The 24,392-nt window shown below is 70.1% G+C and carries 20 protein-coding genes; 10 read left to right on the top strand and 10 right to left on the bottom strand.

Going from position 1 to position 24,392, the window contains the following annotated elements; translation table 11 throughout:
- Positions 1–121: 121 nt before the first annotated feature.
- The gene (locus NMN56_RS22030) at positions 122–1,429 is read right to left on the bottom strand and encodes an Nramp family divalent metal transporter (RefSeq protein ID WP_274040995.1); all 1,308 of its coding nucleotides are present in this window, start codon (positions 1,427–1,429) and stop codon (positions 122–124) included.
- 229 nt (positions 1,430–1,658) lie between these two features.
- On the opposite strand from NMN56_RS22030, the gene NMN56_RS22025 reads away from it, so the two are divergent.
- A complete protein-coding gene (locus NMN56_RS22025; RefSeq protein WP_274040996.1) occupies positions 1,659–2,714 on the top strand; it encodes a chitinase in 1,056 nt (351 codons plus the stop codon).
- A 241-nt stretch (positions 2,715–2,955) separates the two neighbouring features.
- On the opposite strand, the gene NMN56_RS22020 is transcribed toward NMN56_RS22025, so the two are convergent.
- The 6 genes from NMN56_RS22020 to NMN56_RS21995 form a co-directional block, all read right to left on the bottom strand.
- On the bottom strand, positions 2,956–3,831 hold the full coding sequence (locus NMN56_RS22020; RefSeq protein WP_274040997.1) for a S1 family peptidase: 876 nt from the start codon (positions 3,829–3,831) through the stop codon (positions 2,956–2,958).
- 120 nt (positions 3,832–3,951) lie between these two features.
- Entirely contained in the window at positions 3,952–4,866 is a 915-nt protein-coding gene (locus NMN56_RS22015) for a S1 family peptidase (protein WP_274040998.1), read from the bottom strand.
- A 149-nt stretch (positions 4,867–5,015) separates the two neighbouring features.
- Complete coding sequence (locus NMN56_RS22010; protein WP_274040999.1) at positions 5,016–6,476, bottom strand: GntP family permease; 1,461 nt, start codon at positions 6,474–6,476, stop codon at positions 5,016–5,018.
- 291 nt (positions 6,477–6,767) lie between these two features.
- Positions 6,768–7,181 (bottom strand): RidA family protein, encoded by a 414-nt coding sequence (locus NMN56_RS22005; RefSeq protein ID WP_274041000.1) that lies wholly within the window; start codon positions 7,179–7,181, stop codon positions 6,768–6,770.
- Entirely contained in the window at positions 7,178–7,951 is a 774-nt protein-coding gene (locus NMN56_RS22000; protein WP_274041001.1) for an IclR family transcriptional regulator, read from the bottom strand. Before NMN56_RS22000 ends, NMN56_RS22005 begins: the two co-directional genes overlap by 4 nt.
- 37 nt (positions 7,952–7,988) lie before the next feature.
- Positions 7,989–9,248 carry a sugar kinase gene (locus NMN56_RS21995; RefSeq protein ID WP_274041002.1) on the bottom strand — a complete coding sequence of 420 codons (1,260 nt, stop codon included), beginning with the start codon at positions 9,246–9,248 and terminating at the stop codon, positions 7,989–7,991.
- A 184-nt stretch (positions 9,249–9,432) separates the two neighbouring features.
- Here NMN56_RS21995 and NMN56_RS21990 point away from each other — a divergent pair, with 184 nt between their 5' ends.
- The 6 genes from NMN56_RS21990 to NMN56_RS21965 all read left to right on the top strand — a co-directional run bounded on the left by NMN56_RS21990 (position 9,433) and on the right by NMN56_RS21965 (position 16,599).
- Positions 9,433–10,887 carry a type III PLP-dependent enzyme domain-containing protein gene (locus tag NMN56_RS21990; RefSeq protein ID WP_274041003.1) on the top strand — a complete coding sequence of 485 codons (1,455 nt, stop codon included), beginning with the start codon at positions 9,433–9,435 and terminating at the stop codon, positions 10,885–10,887.
- Entirely contained in the window at positions 10,821–12,761 is a 1,941-nt protein-coding gene (locus NMN56_RS21985) for an N-acyl-D-amino-acid deacylase family protein (protein ID WP_347178633.1), read from the top strand. The genes NMN56_RS21990 and NMN56_RS21985 overlap by 67 nt, the downstream gene beginning before the upstream one ends.
- A gap of 92 nt (positions 12,762–12,853) precedes the next feature.
- Entirely contained in the window at positions 12,854–13,774 is a 921-nt protein-coding gene (locus tag NMN56_RS21980) for an ATP-binding cassette domain-containing protein (protein ID WP_274041005.1), read from the top strand.
- On the top strand, positions 13,771–14,550 hold the full coding sequence (locus NMN56_RS21975; RefSeq protein WP_274041006.1) for an ABC transporter permease: 780 nt from the start codon (positions 13,771–13,773) through the stop codon (positions 14,548–14,550). The genes NMN56_RS21980 and NMN56_RS21975 overlap by 4 nt, the downstream gene beginning before the upstream one ends.
- Before the next feature lie 44 nt (positions 14,551–14,594).
- Positions 14,595–16,022 (top strand): sensor histidine kinase, encoded by a 1,428-nt coding sequence (locus NMN56_RS21970; protein WP_274041007.1) that lies wholly within the window; start codon positions 14,595–14,597, stop codon positions 16,020–16,022.
- Positions 15,928–16,599: a response regulator gene (locus NMN56_RS21965; RefSeq protein ID WP_274041008.1), complete on the top strand. Its 672-nt coding sequence runs from the start codon at positions 15,928–15,930 to the stop codon at positions 16,597–16,599. Before NMN56_RS21970 ends, NMN56_RS21965 begins: the two co-directional genes overlap by 95 nt.
- A 49-nt stretch (positions 16,600–16,648) precedes the next feature.
- On the opposite strand, the gene trhA is transcribed toward NMN56_RS21965, so the two are convergent.
- Positions 16,649–17,413 (bottom strand): PAQR family membrane homeostasis protein TrhA, encoded by a 765-nt coding sequence (gene trhA, locus NMN56_RS21960; RefSeq protein WP_274041009.1) that lies wholly within the window; start codon positions 17,411–17,413, stop codon positions 16,649–16,651.
- A gap of 361 nt (positions 17,414–17,774) precedes the next feature.
- Here trhA and NMN56_RS21955 point away from each other — a divergent pair, with 361 nt between their 5' ends.
- Entirely contained in the window at positions 17,775–19,625 is a 1,851-nt protein-coding gene (locus NMN56_RS21955) for a phosphoenolpyruvate carboxykinase (GTP) (RefSeq protein ID WP_274041010.1), read from the top strand.
- An 87-nt stretch (positions 19,626–19,712) separates the two neighbouring features.
- Here NMN56_RS21955 and NMN56_RS21950 read toward each other — a convergent pair whose 3' ends face one another.
- Together NMN56_RS21950 and NMN56_RS21945 are read right to left on the bottom strand one after the other, a co-directional pair.
- Positions 19,713–20,123 (bottom strand): SCO4983 family protein, encoded by a 411-nt coding sequence (locus tag NMN56_RS21950; RefSeq protein ID WP_274041012.1) that lies wholly within the window; start codon positions 20,121–20,123, stop codon positions 19,713–19,715.
- Between the two features lie 96 nt (positions 20,124–20,219).
- The gene (locus NMN56_RS21945; protein ID WP_274041013.1) at positions 20,220–21,431 is read right to left on the bottom strand and encodes a pyridoxal phosphate-dependent aminotransferase; all 1,212 of its coding nucleotides are present in this window, start codon (positions 21,429–21,431) and stop codon (positions 20,220–20,222) included.
- 275 nt (positions 21,432–21,706) lie between these two features.
- Here NMN56_RS21945 and NMN56_RS21940 point away from each other — a divergent pair, with 275 nt between their 5' ends.
- Positions 21,707–23,611 carry an MDR family MFS transporter gene (locus tag NMN56_RS21940; protein ID WP_274041014.1) on the top strand — a complete coding sequence of 635 codons (1,905 nt, stop codon included), beginning with the start codon at positions 21,707–21,709 and terminating at the stop codon, positions 23,609–23,611.
- A 5-nt stretch (positions 23,612–23,616) separates the two neighbouring features.
- Positions 23,617–24,255, top strand: a complete 639-nt coding sequence (locus tag NMN56_RS21935; RefSeq protein ID WP_274041015.1) for a TetR/AcrR family transcriptional regulator — start codon at positions 23,617–23,619, stop codon at positions 24,253–24,255.
- Positions 24,256–24,392 lie beyond the last annotated feature (137 nt).

The following is a 24,392-nucleotide window of genomic DNA, read 5'->3' as shown; positions in this document are numbered from 1 at the left end:
GCACTCCCCGACGGCCTCTTCGGTGAAGGGGGCGTCGAGACGCTCGCCGAGGACTGACCATGAGCCCGCCGAAAGGCGGGCTCACTCGCTCCCGGGGTGCCGGGGCGCGCCGGTGCCGGGGTCACCAGGGGAGGTCGCGTAGTTCCTCGATGCACAGGACGAGGAACAGGACGCCGGAGGTGATGAGCAGGGTGTTGCTGATCCAGCCGTTGCGCCATTCGCGGGGTGTGCGGGAGGTGTTGAGGAGCCAGACGAGGGTGGTGGCGAGGAAGGGCATGAAGAAGGCGCCGAGGACTCCGTAGGCGATGACGAGGCCGAAGGGTTCGTCGAGCCAGAGGAGGGCCATGGGCGGGAAGGTGAGCCACAGGAGGTAGCCCCGGAAGGGGGCGGAGCGTTCGCGGTCGCCCCGTGCGACCTCCAGCGCTCCCGCGTCGGAAGCGCCCACCCGCGCGGCCCTGATCCGTTCGACGAAGTCGGCGAACATCAGGCTCACGCCGTGCCAGACGCCCACCAGGGAGGAGAAGGAGGCGGAGAAGAAGCCGATGAGGAAGAGCTTGGCCGTGAACTCACCGAAGCGCTTCTCCAGCACCTTGTCGAGGTCGAGGAGCCCCTTGTCGCCGCTGGCCAGCGCCATCTGCGAGGAGTGCAGCATCTCGGCGCCGACGATGAGCATGGCGATCACGAAGATGCCGGTGGTGGCGTAGGCGACGCGGTTGTCGAGCCGCATCATCTTCATCCAGCCGCTGTCGGTCCATCCCTTGGCGTTGATCCAGTACCCGTAGGCCGCCATGGTGATGGTGCCGCCGACGCCGCCGATGAGGCCGAGCGTGTAGATCATCGAGCCGGCCGGGAGCGTGGGCAGCAGCCCGGCGAACGCGTTGCCGAGGTCGGGCGAGACGCGAACGGCGACGTAGACGACGACCACGAACATGACGCCGACGAAGACCATCATGATCTTCTCGACGATGGCGTACCGGTTGGTCCATACGAACAGCAGCCCGATGAGCCCGGTGATGATCGCCCACACCTTGAGCGGCATCACCTCGGGGAAGAGCGCCTGGAGCGGCAGGGCGGAGGAGGACATGGCGGTGGCGCCGTAGACGAAACCCCAGATGACGACGTAGATCGCGAAGTAGACCGTCGTCCAGGGGCCGAGGCTGCGCCAGCCGTCGAATATGGTGCGGCCCGTCGCCAGGTGCCAGCGCCCGGTGGCCTCGGCGAGTGCGATCTTGACGATGCATCCGATGACGGCCGCCCACAGCAGGGTGTAGCCGAACTTGCTGCCCGCGATGAGCGTCGCGACGAGGTCCCCGGCGCCTACGCCCGTCGCCGCGACGACCATGCCGGGGCCGATCATCTTCCAACTGGGCTTGCGGGTGGGCGGGTTGAATCCGTCGGCCCGGTCGGGTGTGGCGTTCTCCGCTGACATGCCGTGGTGCCTCCGCCGTACGCAGGGATACGCAGTTCACGCGGTGTGCACCGCCCGGGCATGTAACCGCCTGGACCCGATCAGCACAAGAGGGCGCGCATCGCCGGGAAGCGCGCCCGTGGGGGCGCCGGGACCGTCAGAGGTCTTGACAACCCGATTGGTCTGGACCACGTTGTACGACGCACAGGCACCACCCACCTCCCCTTGTCCCCCCACATCGGAGGCAGTTGTGGCACGTGAAAGATCCCGATCCCCCCGCACCTTCCGCGCCCGCGCACTCGTCGGCCTGGCCGCCGGTGCCTTGGCGGCCTCGGGCCTGTTCGCCTTCGGAACGGCGAACGCCGGTACGCCGGAGAGCGGCGCCGTGGCCGAGCGGCAGAGCCCCGGACCCCGTGTGGGCGCCTCACAGGTGCCGGCGCACGCGGTCACCGGGTACTGGCAGAACTTCGACAACGGCGCCAAGGTCCAGACGGTCGCCGAGGTCCAGGACGACTACGACATCATCGCGGTCGCCTTCGCCGACGCCACCGGATCGCCAGGTCAGGTGGACTTCACCGTCGACCCGGCCCTCAACTACACCGAGGAGCAGTTCAAGAAGGATGTCGCGGCCAAGCAGGCAGCGGGCAAGTCCGTGATCATCTCGGTCGGCGGTGAGAAGGGCGCGGTCTCCGTCAGCGACGACGCCTCGGCCGACGCCTTCGCCAAGTCCATCGTCGGCCTGATGGACGAGTACGGCTTCGACGGCGTCGACATCGACCTGGAGAACGGCCTCGACGCGACCTACATGACCAAGGCCCTGGAGGCCATCCACGCGGCGAAGAGCGATGTCGTGGTGACGATGGCGCCGCAGACCGTGGACATGCAGTCGCCGCAGAACGAGTACTTCAAGACGGCCCTCAACATCAAGAGCTTTCTGACGGTCGTCAACATGCAGTACTACAACAGCGGTTCGATGAACGGCTGCGACGGGAAGGTCTACTCCTCCGGCACCGTCGACTTCCTCACGGCGCTCGCCTGCACCCAGATCAAGGGCGGCCTCGACCCCTCACAGGTCGGCCTGGGCACCCCCGCGTCCCCGCAGGCGGCCGGTTCCGGATACGTCGACCCTGGCGTGGTCAACAACGCGCTCGACTGCCTGGCCAAGGGCGAGAGCTGCGGCAGCTTCACACCCGAGGAGAAGTGGCCCGGCATCCGCGGCGCGATGGCCTGGTCAACAGCCTGGGACGCTGCCGGCGGCGACAAGTGGTCCGGCACCGTGGGACCCCACGTGCACGGCCTCCCGTAGAGGCCGCCGCAGGCCCGCGGTTCCCGTACACCGCGTACGTCCCGTACGCCGCGCACGCCGCACGCACTGCGGCGGACGTGGCGGACGTCACCGGCGACCGACGCGGACCCGTGCGGGGTACCTACCCCACCGCCCCGTACGAGCAGGACGCCCCCGGAAGCGGCTCACGCCGTCCGGGGGCGTCCGTCGTTGTGCGTGCCCTCACGTCTCAACGCGCCCTGGGGGGCGCGCCGTTACCGGGTCACACCTTGGGGCGCGGCAGCACGCAGCCGTACGCCTTGAGGTTGACCTGGTTGCCCTTGCCGAAGCAGGAGGTGATCAGGTAGGTCTGCTGGCCGTAGGCGTTCAGGTGGCGGACGCTGACGTTGCCCTTCTTGTCCACCTCACACGGGTTGTTCAGCGTGCACTTCTCGCCGTCCTCGTTGTGGGTGTTGTTCACACCCACGACCTTGCCGGTGCGGTTGTCGATGACCGGGGAGCCGGAGGTGCCGCCCTTGGTCTGGCAGTCCATCGTGTAGCGGATGGAGTCCTTCCAGGTCCAGTCCGCCTCCTTCAGCTGGTACGCGAAGCCGTCGACCGAGCAGCCGAACTTCTCCTTCCAGTAGCCGGAGACGACGGTGATGTCCCGGCCCTGGCGCGGGTGCTGCGCGTCCAGCTTCAGCGCCTTGATGCCGTGCTTCTGCTTGATCTCCTTGTACGTGGAGGTGGCCTCGTACAGCGAGATGTCGGTGTCCGTCATCGTCGCGTAGGCGATCTTGTCGGAGTGGATCTTCCCGGCGTCGCTGCCGTCGGCGTTGAGCAGCGTGAAGTCGCGGCTGGTCTTCTTGTTGACGATGACCTCGCCCGCGCCCGGCATGCCCTCCTGGAGGCAGTGCCCGTTGGAGAGCACCAGGGCGGGGTCGGTCTCCTTCGAGTTCCTGAGCTTGACGACGGAGCCCGAACAGTTGCTGAGCGCCACCGTCCCCTCGAAGCTCGGCGTCTTGTGGTGAGCGGCCGACTGCGCGGCCGGGGCGGCCGGCTTCGCGGGTGCGGCTGCCGCCGGGCTCGCTGCTATGCCGGCCAGCGCCGCCGCGCCGAAGAGCGCGGCGGCGAGCGTACTGACGAGGGGCTTTCTCATGGACTCCTCATTCTGTGGAGATACAGCCTGTGGAGCCACAGGCTGCGGAGATACAGCGGTACGGTGCCGACGCCGCGGCGCTGCATCCCTACAGCGCTGCCCAACCGCCCTTACGGGCCGTTACGGCTTGGGGAGAGTGCAGCCCTCACGGCTGAGGTCGATCTTGCTGCCCGCTCCCACGCACGGCGTGATGATGTAGGTCTGCTGGCCGTAGCCGATGCCCTCGTGAACGGTGGTGTTGCCGTTCTCGTCCACCTCACAAGGGTTGTTCAGGGTGCATTCCTCGCCGTTCTCGTTCCGCGTGTTGTTCACACCGACGACCTTGCCGGAGGCGTCATCGACGACCGGCGAGCCCGAAGTACCGCCCTTGGTCCGGCAGTCGGCGGTGTAGCGGATCGAGTCCTTCATCGTCCAGCCGTCTTCCTTCAGCTGGTGCGCGAAGCCGTCTATGGCGCAGCCGTACGTCTCCTTCCAGTAGCCGGAGACGACGGTGATGGCGTTGCCCTGCGTGGGGTGGGCAGCCTCGACCTCCAGCGCCTTGACGCCGAACTTCGACTCGATCTGCTCGTAGGTCGAGCCGACCTCGTAGAGCGAGACGTCGGTGTCGGTCATCGTCGCGTAGGCGATCTTCGTGGCCCGCACGGTGCCCGCGTTGCTGCCGTCCGCCTTCAGCACCGTGAAGCTGCGGTTGGACGGCTGGTCGGTGATGACCTTGCCGGGCTCGGGCATGCCCTCTTCGAGACAGTGACCGTTCGAGAGCACCAGTGCCGGGTCGCCCGGCTGCGACTCGGGCATCTTGACCACGGAGCCGGAGCAGTTGCTCAGCGCGACCGTGCCCTCGAACGAGGGCGCCGCAGCGGGCGCCTTGTTCGGCGCCGTCGTGCCGGCGGCCGTACCGCCTGCGGTGACCGCGTTGCTGGTGGCGGCTGTGGCCGTACCGCTGGTGGCGGCTGCGGCGGGAGCGGCGGCGATGCCCGCGAGCGCGGCGGCTCCGAAGAGCGCCGTGGCGAGAGAGCCGACGAGAGGTCTTTTCATGTGGGGGTTCCTCTCTTGTTACCGAAGGTCTTTTCGGTCTGACGCCGTGCATTCTTGGGCCAGATGAGGTTCAGCCACAAGAGCGCCCCCGGAATCGGCAAGTGCGATTCCGGGGGCGGGAGTTGGAGCTTTTGGTTCCGCTTGATGGCCTAGACGACGATGCTCACCAGCGCCGCCACCGCGAAGCCGGCGACCGAGAGCACGGACTCCAGCACCGTCCAGGACTTCAGGGTGTCCCGCTCGGAGATGCCGAAGTACTTCGCGACCATCCAGAATCCGCCGTCGTTCACATGCGAGGCGAAGATCGAGCCCGCCGAGATCGCCATGATGACCAGCGCGACATGCGCCTGCGAGGGGTCGCTCGCCGCCAGCAGCGGCGCCACGATGCCCGCCGTCGTCACGATGGCCACCGTCGCCGAACCCTGCGCGACCCGCAGCACCACGGAGATCAGATACGCGAGCACGATCACCGGAAGGCCCGCGTCCCCGAACACGTCGGCGAGCGCCTGCGCGACGCCGGAGCCCTGGAGCACGGCGCCGAAGATCCCGCCGGCGCCGACCACCAGCAGGATGTTGCCGACCGGCTTGAGCGAGGCCGTCGAGACCGTCTCCAGCGACTTGCGGCTCCAGCCCCTGCGCAGCCCCAACAGGTAGTACGACAGCAGCAGGGCCACCGTCAGTGCGACAAAGGGGTGGCCGATGAACTCGATGACGGACCGCGTGGTGGAAGGGTCGAGCGCGATCGAGGAGAACGTGGCCGCCAGGATCAGCACCAGCGGCGTACCGATGATGGCCAGCACCGTGCCGACGGCGACGGGCTTCTCCTCGCCCTCGATCCCGCTGGCCCGCTGCTCGGCGACGACCGCCTTCCTGGACTCCTCGACGGCCTCCAGCATCTCCTGCGGCACCGCGACGAAGATCCGCTTGCCGATCCACGCCGCGTACGCCCAGCCGGCCAGCACGGCGGGAACGCCACAGACGATGCCCATGAGGATGACCCAGCCCAGGTCCACCTTCAGCAACCCGGCAGCCGCGACGGGTCCTGGGTGCGGCGGCAGGAACGCGTGGGTCATCGACAGACCCGCGAGCATCGGCATGCAGTACAGCAGCACCGACTTGCCGCTGCGCTTGGCAGCCGCGTACACGATCGGGGCCAGCACGAAGATGCCGACGTCGAAGAAGACCGGGATACCGAAGATCAGGCCCGTAAGGCCCATCGCGAGCGGGGCGCGCTTCTCGCCGAACAGGTTCAGCAGCCGCGCCGAAAGCGCCTCGGCGCCACCGCTGACCTCCAGGATCGCGCCGAGCATGGTGCCCAGGCCGATGATGATCGCGACGTGGCCGAGAATCCCGCCCATGCCCGACTCGATCATGGAGACGGCGTCGGACTTCTGGACGGTGCCGAACAGTTCGGTGACGGAGAGGCCCGCACCCAGCCCCACCGCGATCGACACCGCGAGCAGTGCGACGAAGGGCTGGATGCGGACCTTGATGATCAGGACCAGCAGCAGAACGATCCCGAGGGCGGCGACGGTCAGCAGACCCCCGGTCCCGGGTATGAGCGCGAGCAGGCCGCCCGTGTGGGGCGGCGTTTCAGCGGCAAGCAGCATGGGGAACCTCGTTGTTTCCAAGCCGGATTGAGCCCCTGTCCGCGCTGTGCGCGGGACGGAGATGTCCCCAAGCTTCCGTTCGGGCGCCGTCGCTCTTCAGTTGCCGGACCGGGCTGGAGAACAGCCCGGTCCGGCCCTTGTGGAGCGGGGTCCGGAGCGGGACCGGACGTGGGGTCCGGAGCGGCTCCAGGCCGGGGGCCGGAACGCGCCCGGACCCGCAGCCCGGAACGCGCCCGGGCCCGGGAGGTGGGGGCACCTCCCGGCCGAAGGCTGGGGGAAGGGTGGGAGTGCTCAGCCGAGGACGGCGAGCGCGTCGATCTCGACGAGGAGACCGGCGGGGAGACCGACGTACACGGTCGTACGGGCTGAGGGCGCCTCCACCAGGTCGGCGAAGAACTCGTTGTAGATCTCGTTGAACTCGGCGAAGTGCCCGGTGTCCGTCAGGAAGACGCGGAGCATCATGACGTCCTCCCAGGAGGCGCCGCCCTCCTCCAGGATCGCCTGGACGTTGGCCAGCGTCTGGAGGGTCTGCTCGCGCAGGCCGGGGCCCACCGGCTTCGGTGCCTGTCCTTCGACGGCGGGCCCGAACCCGACCTGCCCCGCGACCTGGAGGATGTTCCCCTTGCGCACGCCGTGCGAGAACTTCGCGGGCGGGGTGGTGTGCGTCGAGGGGGTGAGGGCGGTCTTCGTCAGCTTCTCGCTCATGGTGCTGCTCTCTTGGCTGGAGGGGTGGAAGGTCTCCCCGCGTACTCGGCGCTGATGGCGTCAGCGGTCCTGCGTACGCGCGGGAGGAGGGTGAGGAGTTCGTCGGCCGAGACGACGACGTTCGGCGCTGAGACCGACATCGCCGCCACGACCCTGCCCTCGGCGCCCCTGATGGGCGCCGCGACACAGTTGATGGACTCCTCATGGCCACCGAGATCGGTGGCCCAGCCCTGGTCCCGTACCTTCGCCAGTTCGGTGAGGAAGGCGGAGGCGTTCGGGGTCGAACGGGCCGTGTAAGGGGGGTAGTCGAGCCGTTCCGCTACGGCGCGGCGCTCCGGCTCCGGCAGGTCGGCGAGGAGCAGCTTGGCCACGGCGGCGACGGTGATCGCGACGGGCTTGCCGATACGGGAGTACATCCGCACCGGGTAGCGGCTCTCCACCTTGTCGATGTAGAGGACCTCGTCCTCCTCGTAGACCGCGAGGTGAACGGTGTGCCCGCAGGCGGCGTTCAGTTCCGCCAGGTGCGGGTGGGCGATCTCGCGCACGTCGAGGTTCTCGACGGCCTCCTGCGCGAGCGCGAACAGCCGGGCGCCCAGGCGGTAACGCTGGTCGGGCTGGCGGTAGACGATGCCGTGCTCGTGCAGCGTGCGCAGCAGGCGCAGGGCCGTCGACTTGTGCACGTCCAGGCGGGAGGCGACCTGTTCGAGATTCGCGGGCCCCTCGGCGAGCAGCGGCAGGATGCTCAGCGCCCGGTCGACGGTCTGGCTCACTGGTCGGCCCCCGTACGGGTCGCCTGGTTGTTCTCCCTCATGCGGAACGCACCTCCGGCTCCTCTTGCTCCGGTCCCGGCGATGTCCAGCCCGGGCCCAGCCGCAGTGTCTCCCACGCCTCGGCCCCGAGTGCCACGAGGCGGTCGGCGTGCGCGGGGGCCGGCGGAGCTGCGAGGTCGCCGGGGACGGTGAGTGCTGCCGCGGCCATCAAATGGCCGTGACGCAGCCGGTCCCTCATCGGCAGCCCGCGCAGGGTCCCGGCGAGGAACCCGGCGGCGAACGCGTCGCCCGCGCCGACGGGCGAGACGACATCGACGCTGAGCGCCGGCGCGAACACGGCGGGCTCTCCCGTGACGAAGGCCGTCGCGCCTGTGCTGCCCTGCTTGACGACGAGCACGGAGGGTTCGGGCAGCGCGTCCCGTACGGCGGTCGGGCCGCCCCCGACGCCCCAGACCGCCTGCGCCTCGTCCTCGCCCACGAAGACGATGTCGCTGTGCCGGGCCAGTTCGAGGAGGAGGGCCGGGCCTGTGCGGTCAGCGCTGGCGGTGGCGCCAGCGCTGCGGGTGTCGGCGCTGTGGGTGGCGTGGGCGCTGTGGGTGGCGCCGGCGCTGTCGGTGGCGTCGGCGCTGTGGGTGGCGTGGGGGCGGTGAGCGGTGTCGGTGCTGTCAGCGCGTTCAGCGCTGTGGGTGCGCCATAGGTCTACGCGGTAGTTCACGTCGAACGAGACCAGCGGGCCCGGCCTGCCGCCGCCGCGTGCGCCGGTGAGGGCGCGCATGAGGGCGCGGCAGTCGTCGGAGAGTGCCGCGGTGATGCCGGTCAGGTGGAGGACCTGGCCCGAGGCGAGCGCTTCCAGGGCCACGTTGGTCGGGGACATGGCCGAGGCGGCCGAACCCGCGCGGTAGTAGAGCACTTCCGAGAGTGGGCGTTCGGCTTGTGCCCGTACGGGGTTGTTCCGCTGCTGCCCGGGCTCGTCGGCGGCGGCTCCCACCGCGCGTTCGCCGTCCGTGCGGAAGTAGATGCCGGTGGGGCGGTGCGGGTCGCGTTCCACCGCCGCCGTGTCGACGCCGTGCGCGGCGATCGTCCGCACCAGGTGGTCGCCGAAGCCGTCGGCGCCCACGCGGCTGACCCAGCGTGCCCGGTGTCCGGCACGGGCCAGCGTGCACGCCACGTTGGACTCGGCGCCGCCTATCGACCGGTCGAACGAGGGCACGTCGGCGAGTGGCCCGGAGCGTGAGGGGAGGAAGGTGACCATGGACTCGCCCAGGCAGACGACGTCGATGTCGGGGGTGATGGTCACGATCCGTACCGCTCCTCAAATCCGCTGCGCCGCCGACCGGGACGACCGGTGTCCCTTGGCCGTCGGCTCCCTTGACCGGCCGTCGACTCCATTGACCGGCCGTTCGCCGGGATGCTAGACAGCATTAAGCGTTATACGCAATGGCCGTTGCAATGTCTGCAACACAAACTTCCACGGAGCCCGCATGGCCGCCCCCGACAACGCCGTCGACCCCGCCGCCGACAGAGCCGTCGCTGCCGTTCCCGCTGAAGCCCTCGCCACCGTCGAAGCGGCCGTCGCCCGCATCGCGGACGAGCCCGCCGACCACCGCTTCAAGGGCCTGCCCGCTGACACGGGCCCCGGCGCCACGCTGGGCAGCCTCGCGGCCGAGCGGCGTGACCTCTTCTCCGGTGGCTTCACCACGCCCGTCCTCGCCCTGTCCGCCGAGCGCCTCGACCACAATCTCGCGGCGATGGAGAGCTACTCCGCGCGGCACGGGCTCGCGTTCGCGCCGCACGGCAAGACGTCCATGGCGCCGCAGCTCTTCGCGCGCCAGCTGGAGCACGGCGCGTGGGGGATCACCCTCGCGGTGCCGCACCAGGTACGGGTCGCGCGTGCCTTCGGCATCCCCCGCATCTTCCTGGCCAACGAGCTGGTCGACGCGGCGGCGCTGCGGTGGCTCGCGGGCGAGTTGGACCGGGACCCGGCGTTCCGCTTCGCCTGCTACGTCGATTCCGTGGCCGGCGTGCGGCTCATGGACGAGGCGCTGCGTGCGGCCGGCGCCGTGCGGCCCGTCGATGTCGTGGTGGAGCTGGGCGCCGGGGACGGCGCCCGTACCGGGGCGCGTTCGGAGGCCGAGTGCGCCGCCGTCGCTGACGCGGTTGCCGATGCCGGTACGTTGCGGCTTGTCGGCGTTGCCGGGTACGAGGGTGAGGTTCCTGGGGCCTCGCTGGAGACGGTTACCGCTTGGCTGCGGCGGCTTGTCGCTCTCGCCGTTGCGTTTGACGAGGCCGGGCGGTTCGCCGGGCGGTTCGGTTCGCCCGGTTCGGCCGAGGGGTCCGGTTCGGCCGAGGGGTCCGGTTCGGCCGAGGGGTCCGGTTCGGCCGAGGGGCCCGGTTCGGCCGAGGGGCCCGACGAGATCTTGGTCAGTGCGGGGGGCAGTGCCTGGTTCGACGCGGTCGCCACGGTGTTCGCGGAGATTCCCGCGCTGTCTAAGCCGGTGCTGAAGTTGTTGCGGTCCGGTGCGTATGTCTCTCATGACGACGGTCATTACCGGGAGTTGACGCCGTTCAACCGGGTGCCCGATGAGGGTGGGTTGCGGGCCGCTTTCACCTTGTGGGCGCAGGTTGTTTCGCGGCCCGAGGCGGGGCAGGCGTTTCTCAACGCCGGTAAGCGGGATGCGGCGTACGACCTTCAGATGCCGGTCGCCCACGCCGTGCGTGGGCTCGATGGTTCTGTGCGGTCCGGTGCGGGTGTCGACGTGACGTCGATGAGTGATCAGCACATGTGGGTGCGGACGGGGGAGGGCGTCGACCTGGAGGTGGGGGAATGGGTCGGACTTGGGATGTCCCATCCCTGCACGATGTTTGACAAGTGGCAGGTTTTGCCGGTTGTTTCCGGGGATGGGGTTGTTGTGGATTTCGTCCGCACCTATTTTTAACTCCCGCTTTTTTTATATGGGGCTTCGCCCCTTTCCCCGTTGGCCTCGCCGGCCGGGCGTTGGGGCGGCTCCGCCCCCCAACTGCCCCCCGCCAAAAGGGGCTCCGCCCCCTCTGGACTCCCCCGCCCGTATCCGGGCCCACCCTGAAGTCATTCCCGAGGGAGGGCACGTTCGAGGCCGTCCTGAGGGGGCCTCCCGGCCGGGGGGTGGGGGAGGGCGGAACTAGCGCATTGGACGGGGCTGCAGGGGAGCTCCACCACCCGAAAGGTGAACCGGATATGGACCTGGTAATTCGTGAGGCGACCGTCGTCGATGGGACGGGCGGCCCCGCGTACAAGGCGGATGTCGGCATCGAAGACGGCCGTATCGCCGGGATCGCCCGCGAGGGTGGAGAGCGGCTGGGGGGTGCGCGGGTCATTGAGGGGGACGGGCATGTGGTGGCGCCCGGGTTCATTGATATGCATGCGCATTCGGATCTGGCCGTGCTCCGGGATCCGTCGCACGAGGCGAAGGCCGCGCAGGGTGTGACGTTGGAGGTGCTGGGGCAGGACGGGCTGTCGTATGCGCCGGTGGACGATGCGACGCGGGAGGCGATCCGGAGCGCCATCACCGGGTGGAACGGGGACGGGGGTGACATCGACTTCGACTGGAGCACGGTCGGCGGGTATCTGGACCGTATCGACCGGCAGGGCACGGCGTTGAACGCCGCATACCTCATTCCGCAAGGCTCGGTACGCATGCTCGCGATGGGGTGGGCCGACCGGCCCGCGACCGGGGACGAGGTCGCGCACATGAAGCGGCTGGTCGCCGAGGGCATGGAGCAGGGGGCCGTCGGCATGTCGTCGGGGCTGACGTACACGCCGGGCATGTACGCCTCGGACTCCGAACTGACGGAGCTGTGCCGGGTGGTGGCCGCTTACGACGGGTACTACTGCCCGCACCACCGTTCGTACGGCGCGGGCGCGCTGGAGGCGTACGAGGAGATGGTCACGCTCACCCATGAGGCGGGCTGTGCGCTGCATCTCGCGCACGCCACCATGAACTTCGGGGTGAACAAGGGCAAGGGGCCCGATCTGTTGGCGCTTCTGGACAGGGCGCTGGCCGGTGGGGCCGACATCAGTCTGGACACGTATCCGTACACGCCGGGCTGTACGACCCTCGCGGCGATGCTGCCGAGCTGGGCGAACGAGGGCGGGCCCGAGGCGGCGCTGGCCCGGCTGGCGGATCCGGTGACGACGGCCCGTATCCGGCAGGTGATGGAGGTCGAGGGCGCTGACGGCTGTCACGGTGTGCCGATCGAGTGGGACGCGATCGAGATCTCGGGCGTGAGCGATCCGTCGCTGGCGGAGTACGTGGGCCGTACGGTGGCCGCTTCGGCCGCGCTGCGGGGTGAGGAGCCGTTCACGACGGCGCACCGGCTGCTGGTCGAGGACCGGCTCGGGTCGACGATCCTCCAGCACGTGGGGCACGAGGAGAACGTCCAGGCGATCATGCGGCACCGGGTGCACACGGGCGGCAGCGACGGCATCCTCCAGGGCGACAAGCCGCACCCGCGTGCGTATGGGACGTTTCCGCAGTATCTGGGGCGCTATGTACGGGAGTTGGGCGTGCTCAGCCTGGAGGAGTGTGTCGCGCATCTGACGGGGCGCGCGGCGGCGCGGCTGCGGCTCAAGGACCGCGGTCTGGTGCGCGAGGGGTACCGGGCCGATCTGGTCGTCTTCGATCCGGAGACGGTGGCGGCGGGTTCCACGTTCGAGAAGCCCCGCACGCTGCCGACCGGTATCCCCCATGTCCTCATCGACGGGCGCCCTGTCATCGAGGACGGGGCGCGCACGGATGTGCTGGCCGGACGGGCGGTGCGCCGGGAGCCGTAGCGGGCCGTGTCGTACCCGGGTACCACCCGGGTGCCGGCACATGCGGCTGCGGGCGGACGCCCGTGGGCGCTGGGCTCCGTAGCGTCGGTCGCATGATCGAGGTTCATCAGCTCACGAAGCGCTACGGAGACAAAACCGCTGTCGACGGCTTGACCTTCACGGTCGAGCCGGGGACGGTCACCGGGTTCCTGGGGCCCAACGGTGCCGGGAAGTCGACCACGATGCGGCTGATCACCGGCCTGGACTCGCCCACGGCGGGTCACGCGCGTGTCAACGGCAAGCGGTACGCCGACTTCGCCGCGCCGCTGCGCGAGGTCGGGGTGCTGCTGGAGGCCAGGGCCGTGCACGCCGGGCGTTCGGCGCACCACCATCTGAGGGCACTGGCCCACACCCATGGCATACCGCGCAGCCGGGTGGACGAGGTGATCGGGATGGTGGGGCTGCGGGAGGTGGCGCGGCAGCGGGCGGGGAAGTTCTCGCTGGGTATGGGCCAGCGGCTCGGCATCGCGGTCGCGCTGCTGGCCGACCCGGCCACCGTTCTGCTCGACGAGCCCGTCAACGGCCTCGACCCCGAGGGCGTGCTGTGGGTGCGCCGCCTGCTCACGTCCCTGGCGGCCGAGGGGCGTACGGTCCTGCTCTCCTCGCATCTGATGAGCGAGATGGCGCAGACGGCCGAGCACCTGGTGATCATCGGCCGGGGCAGGCTGCTGGCGGACACGACGGTGGACAGGTTCGTACGGGAGGCGGGGCTCGGCACCGTCAAGGTCGTCTCCCCCGGGGCGGCCCTGCTGGCCGAACTGCTGCGGGGACCCGGCGTCGAGATCACCGGTGAGGGCCACGGCACGCTGCAGGTGGCGGGGGCCGACGCCGAGCTGATCGGTACGACGGCCGCGCGGCACGGCATCCCGGTGTACGAACTGACCCCGCACGCGGCCTCGTTGGAGGACGCGTTCATGGAGCTGACCCGGGAGTCGGTCGAGTACCCGGCCGCCGCGCAGGGGGTCGCGGTATGAGCGCCGTAGGGGCGGACTGCCGGATCACGCCGTTCCGGGTGGTGCGCGCCGAGTGGTCGAAGCTGTGGACGCTGCGCTCGACGTGGTACGCGCTGGGCGGTTGTGTGGTGCTGACCGCCGTCGTCGGCGTGGTCATCGCCGTCTCGGCGGGCGACGGGCCGCGCGGGCCCTCCGATCCGGTCGAACTCAGCCTGTTCGGGCTCAACTTCGCGCAGCTCGTGCTGCCGATACTGGGCGTGCTGGTGACGGCGGGCGAGTACTCGACCGGCATGATCCGCGCCAGCATGACCGCCGTGCCGCGCCGGCTGCCCGTGCTGTGGTCCAAGGCGGCGGTGTTCGGTGCGGTCGTCTTCGGGACCGTACTGGTCACGGCCTTCGGGGTGTTCGGGCTGGCGCAGCTGTTCCTGTCCGGGACCGCCCTCGCCGCCTCGTACGGGGATCCGGGCGTGCTGCGGGCACTGTTCGGGTCGGCCGCCGTCCTCGCGCTGCTCGGCGTGCTGGGGCTCGCGCTGGGGGCGCTGACGCGGGGTGTTCCCGCGGGTATCGGCGCGTTCGTCGTCCTGCTGACGGTGCTGCCGCAGCTCGCGGGCACCCTGCCGTACGAGTGGGTGGACACGGTGGTGCGCTGCACGCCGCTGCCGGCGGGCCAGGGGCTGATGGCCGCGCTGCCACAGCCCGACTCCCTCAGCCCGCTGACCGGGCTGGCCACCCTGACGGCGTGGACGGCGGCTGCGCTGGGCGCGGCAGGGCTGCTGCTGAAGCGGCGCGACGTATGAGGGGACGGTGTACGGAAGGACGGCGTACGGGAGGAAGGCGTGCCGTGGATGCGGCAGCATCGTCGCAGGGCGGGGAGAGGTGGGGCATGGGGCTGGACGAGGGGTCGGACGGCGGGCAGCCGCAGACGCGGCAGATCCACCTCGCCCTGCGGCGCGTGCGGTCCTTCGAGGCACGTCATCCTTGGCTCTGGGACCTGCTGCTGCCGGTGCTCGTGGCGCTGCCCGGACTGGGCCAACTCGTGGACGGCAGCTGGCGGGACGACCTGGAGCAGGGGCGGTTCGGGCCGCCCCCGTGGGCGATGCCGGAGGCCGTCGGATGGCTGCTGACCGCGGGGCTGGTGCTGCCGCTGCTGTGGCGGCGCAGGCGGCCCTTCCCGGTGTTCTGCGCCGTGTCCGTGCCGCTGTTCGTGGCCGGTCTGCTGGGGCTCGGCCTGCCGGCCTCGGCCGCGATCGGCGTCGCGCTGTACGGGGTGGCGCTGCGCGCGCCGCTGTCCCGGCTGGCGTGGGCGGGCGCGGTGATCGCCGTCTCGGTCGTGGCCGAACTGGCGTATCGGCCGCCTTCGGACCCGTTCACCGCCTACGTTCCCGTGGTCGCCATCGTGGTCGCCATCACGGCGCTGGGCATCGCGGTCCGTACCCGCCGCGAGTACCTGGCCTCGCTGCTGGAGCGGGCCGCGCGCCTGGAGGTCGAGCGTGACCAGCGGGCCCGGCTGGCCACGGCGGCCGAACGGGCCAGGATCGCGCGGGAGATGCACGACATCGTGGCCCACAACCTGTCGGTGATCACCGGGCTGGCCGACGGCGGCTCGTACGCGGCGCAGCGGTCGCCCGAGCGGGCGCGGGAGGCACTTGAGGTCATCGCGGCCACCAGCCGCCAGGCACTCGGCGATCTGCGCGGCCTGCTCGGCGTACTGCGCGAGGGCGTTCAGGGAGCTGAACTCAGCCCGCAACCCGGCCTGGTGGAGCTGGCACCGCTCCTGGACCGGGTGCGTGCCGCCGGGCTGACGGTCCGTACGGCGGTGGACGGGTCACCCGGAGAGGGCGGGGAGCAGTCGGCGGGGCGGCAGCTCGTCGTCTACCGCGTCGTGCAGGAGGCGCTCACCAACGTCCTCAAGCACGGTGGCCCCGAAGCGCGCGCCACCGTCACGGTGACCCACGCGGCGGACGGCATCGGCGTGGACGTCGTGGACACGGGCACCTCCGGGCACGGGGCGCCGTCCGGAACGGGCGCGGGACAGGGGATCGGCGGGATGCGGGAGCGCGCACGCGCGTACGGCGGCACACTCGAAGCGGGCCCGCTGCCCGCGGGCGGCTGGCGGGTCCACCTGTGGCTGCCGCGCTCGGCGGCGGGCGCAACGACAGTGACGGACGGGGCCAGTGACGACAGTGGTGATCGCGGACGACCAGGCGCTCCAGCGCTTCGGCTTCCGGATGCTCCTGGAGAGCCAGGACGACCTGACGCTCCTCGGTGAGGCGGCGAACGGTACCGAGGCCGTACGGATGGCCGCCGAACTCCAGCCGGACGTCGTGCTGATGGATGTGCGGATGCCGGGCCTGGACGGTATCGAGGCGACCCGCCGCATCGTCGCGACGGGCGGCCGTTCGCGGGTGCTGATCCTCACGACGTTCGACCTGGACGAGTACGCGTACGCGGGGCTGCGCGCGGGGGCCAGCGGGTTCCTCGTCAAGGACGCCCAGCCCGGCGACCTGCTCTCCGGCATCCGCGCCGTGGCGAGCGGGGACGCCGTGGTGGCGCCCGCGCTGACCCGCCGGCTGCTCGACGCCTTCGCCGACCGGCTCCCGGCCAGGGAACCGGGCTCCGCTCCCCCGCGCCAGGACCCGCGCCTCACCGTCCTCACGGAGCGCGAGCGCGAGGTACTCGTCGCCGTGGGACGCGGCTGGAACAACGCCGAGATCGCCGCGCGGCTGTCCCTCGCCGAGTCGACGGTCAAGACCCATGTGGGCCGCGTCCTGGCCAAGACCGGCGTCCGCGACCGCGTGCAGGCGGTCATCCTCGCCTACAACACCGGGCTGGTCCGGCCCGAATGACCGTGGTCGGCCGGGCCGTTCAGCCTGAGGGGCGCACGTACGCCTGCGCTCACGTGTGCTGGTAGGCCACCAGGGAGATGCCCACGTAGTGCACGGCGAAGGCGGCCAGCGTGAAGGAGTGGAAGACCTCGTGGAAGCCGAACCAACGCGGGGACGGGTTCGGCTTCTTGATGCCGTAGATGACGCCGCCGACGCTGTAGAGCAGCCCGCCGACGATCACGCAGACGAACACCGCGATGCCGCCCTGGCGCATGAAGTCGGGCAGGAAGAAGACGGCGGCCCAGCCCATTGCGATGTAGCACGGCGTATAGAGCCAGCGCGGTGCTCCGACCCACAGCACACGGAAGGCGATCCCGACGGCCGCCGCCGCCCAGATCCCCCACAGCAGCAGATCGCGTCTGCCGTCGGGCAGCAGCAGGATCGTCAGCGGTGTGTAGGTGCCCGCGATGATCAGGAAGATGTTGGCGTGGTCGAGGCGGCGCAGCACCGCGTTGACCCGCGGACTCCAGTCGCCCCTGTGGTAGAGCGCGCTGATGCCGAAGAGCAGGCAGGCGGAGAGCGTGAAGACGGCACAGGCGATGCGCCCGCGTGTGCTGCCGGCGAGAGCGGTCAGGAAGACGCCGGAGAAGAGCACGGCGGGGAACATCCCGGCGTGCAGCCAACCGCGCAGCTTCGGCTTGATGACCTGGGCGGCACTGGCTGCCGAGGCGGAGAGCCTCCCGGCAGCCGCTGAGGGGGGCGCGTGCTGCTCCGTGGTCACATGCTGCTCCGGGGACGGGAGCCGCTCCGGGGGCGAGGGCTCGGAGGCTGTCATCACGCCATCGTATCTACGGTGCCGCAGGTGTCCGTTGCCCCGTCGACGGTGACACCCGCCACCACGCGGCCGGGAACCTGTCGTACGTCCGCGCCATGCGGGTACCCGGCGCACGCCCGCGTGTTCACCCGCCGTGCACACCCGTGCCGACGTGGTGACGGACACACGATTCACATCTGGACAGATAGCCTCTAGGCTCGCATGATCAGATGAGCACAAGCGGCACCGGATGAGCGAACGAGTCACCTGCCACGACAGCATCCGGGTCGCGGCCCCCAAGGGGCGGCACTGAGAGACAGCAAGCAGAAGCGGATATAGGTGCCTGTATCCGCACCAAAACCCTCAACCGTCTGGAGCGATCGTGGCGCGCAGTTCTGCGGCTCCCTCTTCTTCGTCCCCTTCGACCCTTCCCACCCGTCACCAGGAGCTGATCTCCTGGGTGAACGAGATCGCCGCCCTCACCGAGCCCGACGCCGTCGTCTGGTGCGACGGCTCGGAAGCGGAGTACGAGCGCCTGGCCGAAGAGCTGGTGGCAAAGGGCACCTTCAAGAAGCTCGACCCGGTCAAGCGGCCCAACTCGTACTACGCGGCCTCGGATCCCTCCGATGTGGCACGCGTCGAGGACCGCACGTTCATCTGTTCCGAGAAGGAGGAGGACGCGGGCCCGACCAACCACTGGAAGGACCCGGCGGAGATGCGCGCCGTCTTCACCGGTGAGAACGGCGTCTTCCGCGGTGCGATGCGCGGACGCACGATGTACGTCGTCCCCTTCTGCATGGGCCCGCTCGGCTCCCCGCTCTCCGCGCTCGGCGTCGAGATCACCGACTCCGCCTATGTCGCCGTCTCCATGCGCACCATGACCCGTATGGGCCAGGATGTGCTGGACGAGCTGGGCGACGACGGCTTCTTCGTCAAGGCGGTGCACACCCTCGGCGCCCCGCTGGCCGAGGGCGAGCAGGACGTGCCGTGGCCCTGCAACTCGACGAAGTACATCTCACACTTCCCGGAGACCCGGGAGATCTGGTCCTTCGGGTCCGGCTACGGCGGCAACGCGCTGCTCGGCAAGAAGTGTTACGCGCTGCGCATCGCCTCCGTGATGGCGCGCGACGAGGGCTGGCTCGCCGAACACATGCTCATCCTGAAGCTGACGCCGCCGCGCGGCGGGACCGAGGCCGTCAAGTACGTTGCCGCGGCGTTCCCTTCGGCCTGCGGCAAGACCAACCTCGCGATGCTCCAGCCGACGATCCCGGGCTGGACGGTGGAGACGATCGGCGACGACATCGCCTGGATGCGGTACGGCGACGACGGCCGCCTCTACGCCATCAACCCCGAGGCCGGCTTCTTCGGTGTCGCGCCCGGCACCGGCGAGGACACCAACGCCAATGCCATGAAGACCCTTTGGGGCAACTCGGTCTTCACCAACGTCGCGCTCACCGAGGACGACGACGTGTGGTGGGAGGGCATGACCGAGGAGACGCCCGCACGCCTGACCGACTGGAAGGGCAACGCCTGGACGCCCGAGTCCGGCACCCCGGCAGCGCACCCCAACGCGCGCTTCACCGTGCCCGCCGGGCAGTGCCCCATCATCGCGCCCGAGTGGGAGGACCCGCGCGGCGTGCCGATCTCGGCGATCCTCTTCGGCGGACGCAGGGCCACCGCCGTACCGCTGGTCACCGAGTCCTTCGACTGGCAGCACGGCGTCTTCCTCGGCGCCAACGTCGCCAGCGAGAAGACGGCAGCCGCCGAGGGCAAGGTCGGCGAACTGCGCCGCGACCCCTTCGCGATGCTGCCCTTCTGCGGCTACAACATGGGCGACTACTTCGGCCACTGGCTCAAGGTCGGACAGAACGCGGCCGACGCCTCGAAGCTGCCGAAGATCTACTACGTCAACTGGTTCAAGAAGAACGACGAGGGCAAGTTCGTCTGGCCCGGCTTCGGTGAGAACAGCCGCGTCCTCAAGTGGGTCGTCGAGCGCCTCAACGGCGAGGCGAAGGGCGTCGAGACGCCCATCGGCGTCGTCCCGCCCAAGGAAGCACTCGACACGGAGGGGCTCGGCCTCACCGACGCGGAGCTGGACTTCATCCTGGCCGTCGACAAGGACGTCTGGCGCGACGAGGCCGCGCTCATCCCCGAGCACCTCAACACCTTCGGCGACCACACGCCCACCGCGCTCTGGGACGAGTACAGGTCCCTGGTGAAGCGCCTGGGCTAGCCCCTCCCGGCCCCGCGTACGACAGCGCCCCGGGCCCCCGAGCGGGGGTCCGGGGCGGGCCGCTGTCCTGTGGTCCGGGCGGCGGTCTCAGGCGGGGACCGGGGACGCCGCCTCGTGCGCGTCCATGCGCGCCGCTGCGAGCGCAGCCGCCGCTTCGTCGCCCCGCGAGAGCGCGACGGACAGTGCGTTCCCCGCGAGCATGCGGGCCCGCGCGTGGAGCGAGGCGACATGCGAAGGCTCCGCGCTGCGCGCGGTGGGCTCCGCCCTCAGCGGGGCACGCCCCGCGAGCCGCGCGACGTGCGCGGCGAGATCACGCGCCGCGTCGTCGAGCGCCGGCTCAGGCAGCAGAACGCGCAGTTCGTCGGTCACCGTCAGGAGCGCCGTCAGATGCCCGGCGAGCCGGATGTCGAGCTCTTCCTCGCGCGAGCGCCCAGGAACGTCCTGTGCACTGCGGTCGGCCAGGCTGTGGACCGACTTGGTGCGGATCGGTTCGTACATGGATGTGCCTCCTGGCTCGTGCGTGCAGGAAGCCATCCTAACTTAGACGCAGTCTAAAGTTGTCCGGAATTCAGAGCGCACGGCACGCGCACGGCGTCACGGCTGCCCGTAACCGTCCAGGAAGCGGCCGATGCGGGTCACCGCTTCGGTGAGTTCGGCGACGCCCGGCAGATTGACGATGCGGAAGTGGTCGGGCTCGGGCCAGTTGAACCCGGTGCCGTGCACGATCATGATCTTCTCGGCGCGCAGCAGATCGATCACCATCTGCCGGTCGTCCTTGATCTTGTAGACCTTCGGGTCGAGCCGGGGGAAAGCGTAGATGGCGCCCTTCGGCTTCACACAGCTCACCCCCGGAATCTGCGTGAGCAGCTCGTACGCCGTGTCCCGCTGCTCGCGCAGACGGCCGCCCGGCAGGACGAGATCCTCGATGGTCTGGCGCCCGCCCAGCGCGGCGGCGACGGCGTGCTGCGCCGGCACGTTCGCACACAGGCGCATGTTGGCGAGGATGGTGAGGCCCTCGATGTAGCTCCCGGCGTGCGCCTTGGGCCCGCAGACCGCCAGCCAGCCGCTGCGGTATCCGGCGACCCGGTACGACTTCGAGAGGCCGTTGAAGGTGAGGGTCAGCAGGTCGGGCGCGATGACCGTGGTCGGCGTGTGGGTGGCGCCGTCGTACAGGATGCGGTCGTAGATCTCGTCGGAGCAGACCACGAGGTTGTGGCGGCGCGCGATGTCCGTGAGGCCGCGCAGCATCTCGTCGTCGTAGACCGCACCCGTGGGGTTGTTCGGGTTGATGATGACGAGCGCCTTGGTGCGGTCGGTGACCTTGCGCTCGACGTCGGCCAGATCGGGCATCCAGTCGGACTGCTCGTCGCACCTGTAGTGGACGGCTGTGCCGCCGGCGAGGGACACCGAGGCGGTCCACAGCGGGTAGTCGGGTGCGGGGACGAGCACCTCGTCCCCGTCGTCCAGCAGCGCCTGCATGGACATCTGGATCAGCTCGGAGACGCCGTTGCCGAGGTAGATGTCCTCGACGGACAGCTCGATGCCCCGCGTCTGGTAGTGCTGCATGACCGCGCGGCGTGCCGAGAGCAGGCCCTTGGCGTCGCCGTAGCCGTGCGCCGTACCGACGTTGCGGAGCATGTCCTCCAGGATCTCGGGAGGGCAGTCGAAGCCGAAGGCTGCCGGGTTGCCGGTGTTGAGCTTCAGGATCTGGTGCCCCGCCGCCTCCAGCCGCATCGCCTCCTCCAGGACCGGGCCCCGGATCTCGTAACAGACATTGGCGAGCTTCGTCGACTGGATCACCTGCATGTCGCCACCCTAAGCGGGGGCCTCGCGGGGCGCCCCGTGTTTTCCCTCACCCCGGGCGGCCAGGGGCTCCGCCGCTGGCGGGCCCGGCCCTGGTGGCGGGCCTGCCCCTCGGCGCCGGAGCCGCCCTTGGTGCCGGGGCCGGCCGGTGTGGGTGCCGTCTGTGGTGTGCGAGCCGGTCGCGCTATTGACGGTTACTTTCTTTTGAGAGTTACTGTCATCGCCGTGAGAGAGACGGACGCGGCGTGATGTGACGGTGACGAAGCGGAGGCAGCGCCATGCCCGGAACCCAGGACCCGCGCCGCTGGTGGGCGCTCGTGGCGCTCGGCGCCTGCATGCTCACCCTCGGCTTCGATCTGACGATCCTGAACGTCGCGCTGCCCGAGATGGCGGGCCAACTCCACGCCGACACCGGCGACATGCAGTGGATCGTCGACGCGTACGTCGTCGTCTTCGCCGCGACGATGCTCCCCGCCGGTCTCCTCGGCGACCGTTACGGACGCCGGCGCATGCTGGTCGCCGGGCTCGGCGTCTTCTTCGTCGGCTCCCTGCTCGGCACGCTCGCCGACAGCCCCGCCTGGGTCATCGCCGCACGCGCCGGAATGGGCCTGGGCGCCGCGCTCATCTCGCCGCTCGTACTGTCCGTACTGCCGTCGCTCTTCCCCGACGAGAAGGAGCGCACCAAGGCCATCGGCGCCGTGACGGCCGCCGTCGCCGGAGGCATGCCGCTCGGCCCGATCGTCGGCGGCTGGCTGCTCGACCACTACTGGTGGGGCTCGGTCTTCCTCATCAACGTGCCGCTCGCGGCCCTCGGCATCCTCGCCTGCGTGCTGCTCCTGCCCGAGTCCCGCGACCCCGCGGCGCCCCGCGTCGACCCGCTCGGCACGCTGCTGGGCATCGCCGGTCTGGGCTCGCTCGTCTACGCCATCATCGAGGGCCCCGTGCGCGGCTGGAGCGACCCGCTCGTCGTCGGCCTCTTCCCTGCCTCCGTACTGCTCATGGCGGCCCTCGTACTGCGCGAACGCAGGGCGGGGCGCAAGCGCGGCACGCGCCCCATGCTCGACCTCGACCTGCTGCGCTCCCCCGGCTTCCGCTGGAGCTGTCTGTCCGTCACCCTCGTCACGCTGGTGCTGTCCGGACTGCTGTTCATCGTGCCGCAGTACCTTCAGGCCGTCCTCGGCCATGACGCCCTCGGTACGGGGTTGCGGCTGCTGCCGCTGATGGCCGGGGTCGTGGTCGCGGCCCGCGTGGCGCCGCCGCTCTCCGGGCGGTTCGGCGCCCGGCTCGTCATCAGCGCCGGGCTCGTCGTGCTCGCCTTCGCCGCGTTCCTCGGCGCCCGTACCGAACCCGGCGACGGCTACGCCCTCGCCGCTACGTGGCTCACCATCACGGGGCTGGGCACCGGGCTCGCCATGGTCCCTGGCATGGATGCCGCGCTGACCTCGCTGCCCGCCGACCGTACGGGCAGCGGGTCCGGGCTGCTGATGACCGTGCGGCAGATGGGGACGGCGCTGGGGATCGCGCTGCTCGGGAGCCTGCTCTCGCAGGTGTACGGGTCGCGGTTGGATCTCGGGGCGCTTCCCGATGGGCTGCCCGCGCGTGCTGCGGACTCCGCCGGCGACTCGGTGGTCGCCGCGCATCTCCTCGCCGACAAGTTCGACGCGCCCCGCCTCGCCGCTTCGGCCGACGCGGCCTTCCTCGACGGCATGAGCCAGGTGTTGATGGTGTGTGGGGGTGGGGCGTTGGTGGGGGCTGTGGTTGTGGGGGCGTTGTTGCGGGGTGTGGGGCGGGGTGCTGGTGTGGGTGGGGGCGCTGGTGTGGGTACGGGGTCCGCCGATGTTCCTTCCGGTGGTACAGGGTTCGCTGATGGCCCGCCCGCTGATGTTCCTTCCGCCGATGGCTCTTCGGCTGATGCGGGGTTCGCTGGTCTTCCTCCCGCCGATGTCCCTTCCGCTGACGCGGGATCCGCCGATGTCCCGCCCGCTGGCGCGGGATCCGCTGATGTTCCCTCCGGCGGTGCCCCACCCGCTGACGCGGGGTCCGCCGATGTTCCCTCCGGCGGTGCCCCACCCGCTGACGCGGGGTCCGCCGATGTTCCTTCCGCCGATGCCAACCGCCCCAGCTCAGTACGGCGGGAGGGTGACGCGGACATGGCCTCGCGCGAGGGGGATGCCCGACAATGACATCCATGGCCCCCGCACCTACAGAATCCGCCGACGCAGCCGTCCCCACAGCGAAGCTTGGCCTGCGCGAGCGGAAGAAGATTCAGACCCGTCAGGCCATCCGGCGGACCGCTTACCGCCTTTTCGAGGCCCAGGGGTATGACGCGACCCCTGTCGACCAGATCGCGGAAGAGGCGGAGGTCTCTCCCAGTACCGTTTTCCGGTATTTCCCCACCAAGGAAGACATCGTGCTCACCGACGAGTACGACCCGATGGTCGAACAGTCGCTGCGCGACCGGCCGCCCGGTGAGTCACCCGTGACGGCGTTGCGTGAAGCGCTCTCCTCGTCGCTGTCGCGGGTCTACGAGACCGACGCGGCCGAGACGTTTCAGCGTATTCGGCTTATTCGGGAGGTGCCGGCGCTGCGTGGACGCATGAGTGAGCACTCAGCCGATACCGCGCAGGTCTTGATGAATGCGCTGTCCGAGCGGACGGGGAGGGCCGTCGACGATCTCGAACTGCGGATCGTCACCGCGGCGATGCTGGGGGCGCTCACCGAGGCGATGTTCTCTTGGGTCGACAGTGGGATGTCGGGGGACCTTGAGGATTTGCGGGCGTTGGTTGCTCGTGCGCTGGGTGTTCTCGAACGCGGGCTCACTCTTTGATTGTTGGGGCTTCGCCCCGTGCCCCGTTGTGGTTTCTGTGGTTTCACCCCAGGTTGCTGTTGTCTTGTATATGGGGCTTCGCCCCTTTCCCCGTTGGCCTCGCCGGCCGGGCGTCGGGGGGCTCCGCCCCCCGGCAA

Origin of the sequence: Streptomyces iconiensis (assembly GCF_028657195.3) — a bacterium.
GTDB lineage: Bacteria > Actinomycetota > Actinomycetes > Streptomycetales > Streptomycetaceae > Streptomyces > Streptomyces iconiensis.
The sequence above is the reverse complement of the archived record's forward strand: the minus strand, read 5'-3'. Positions and strand labels throughout refer to the sequence as shown.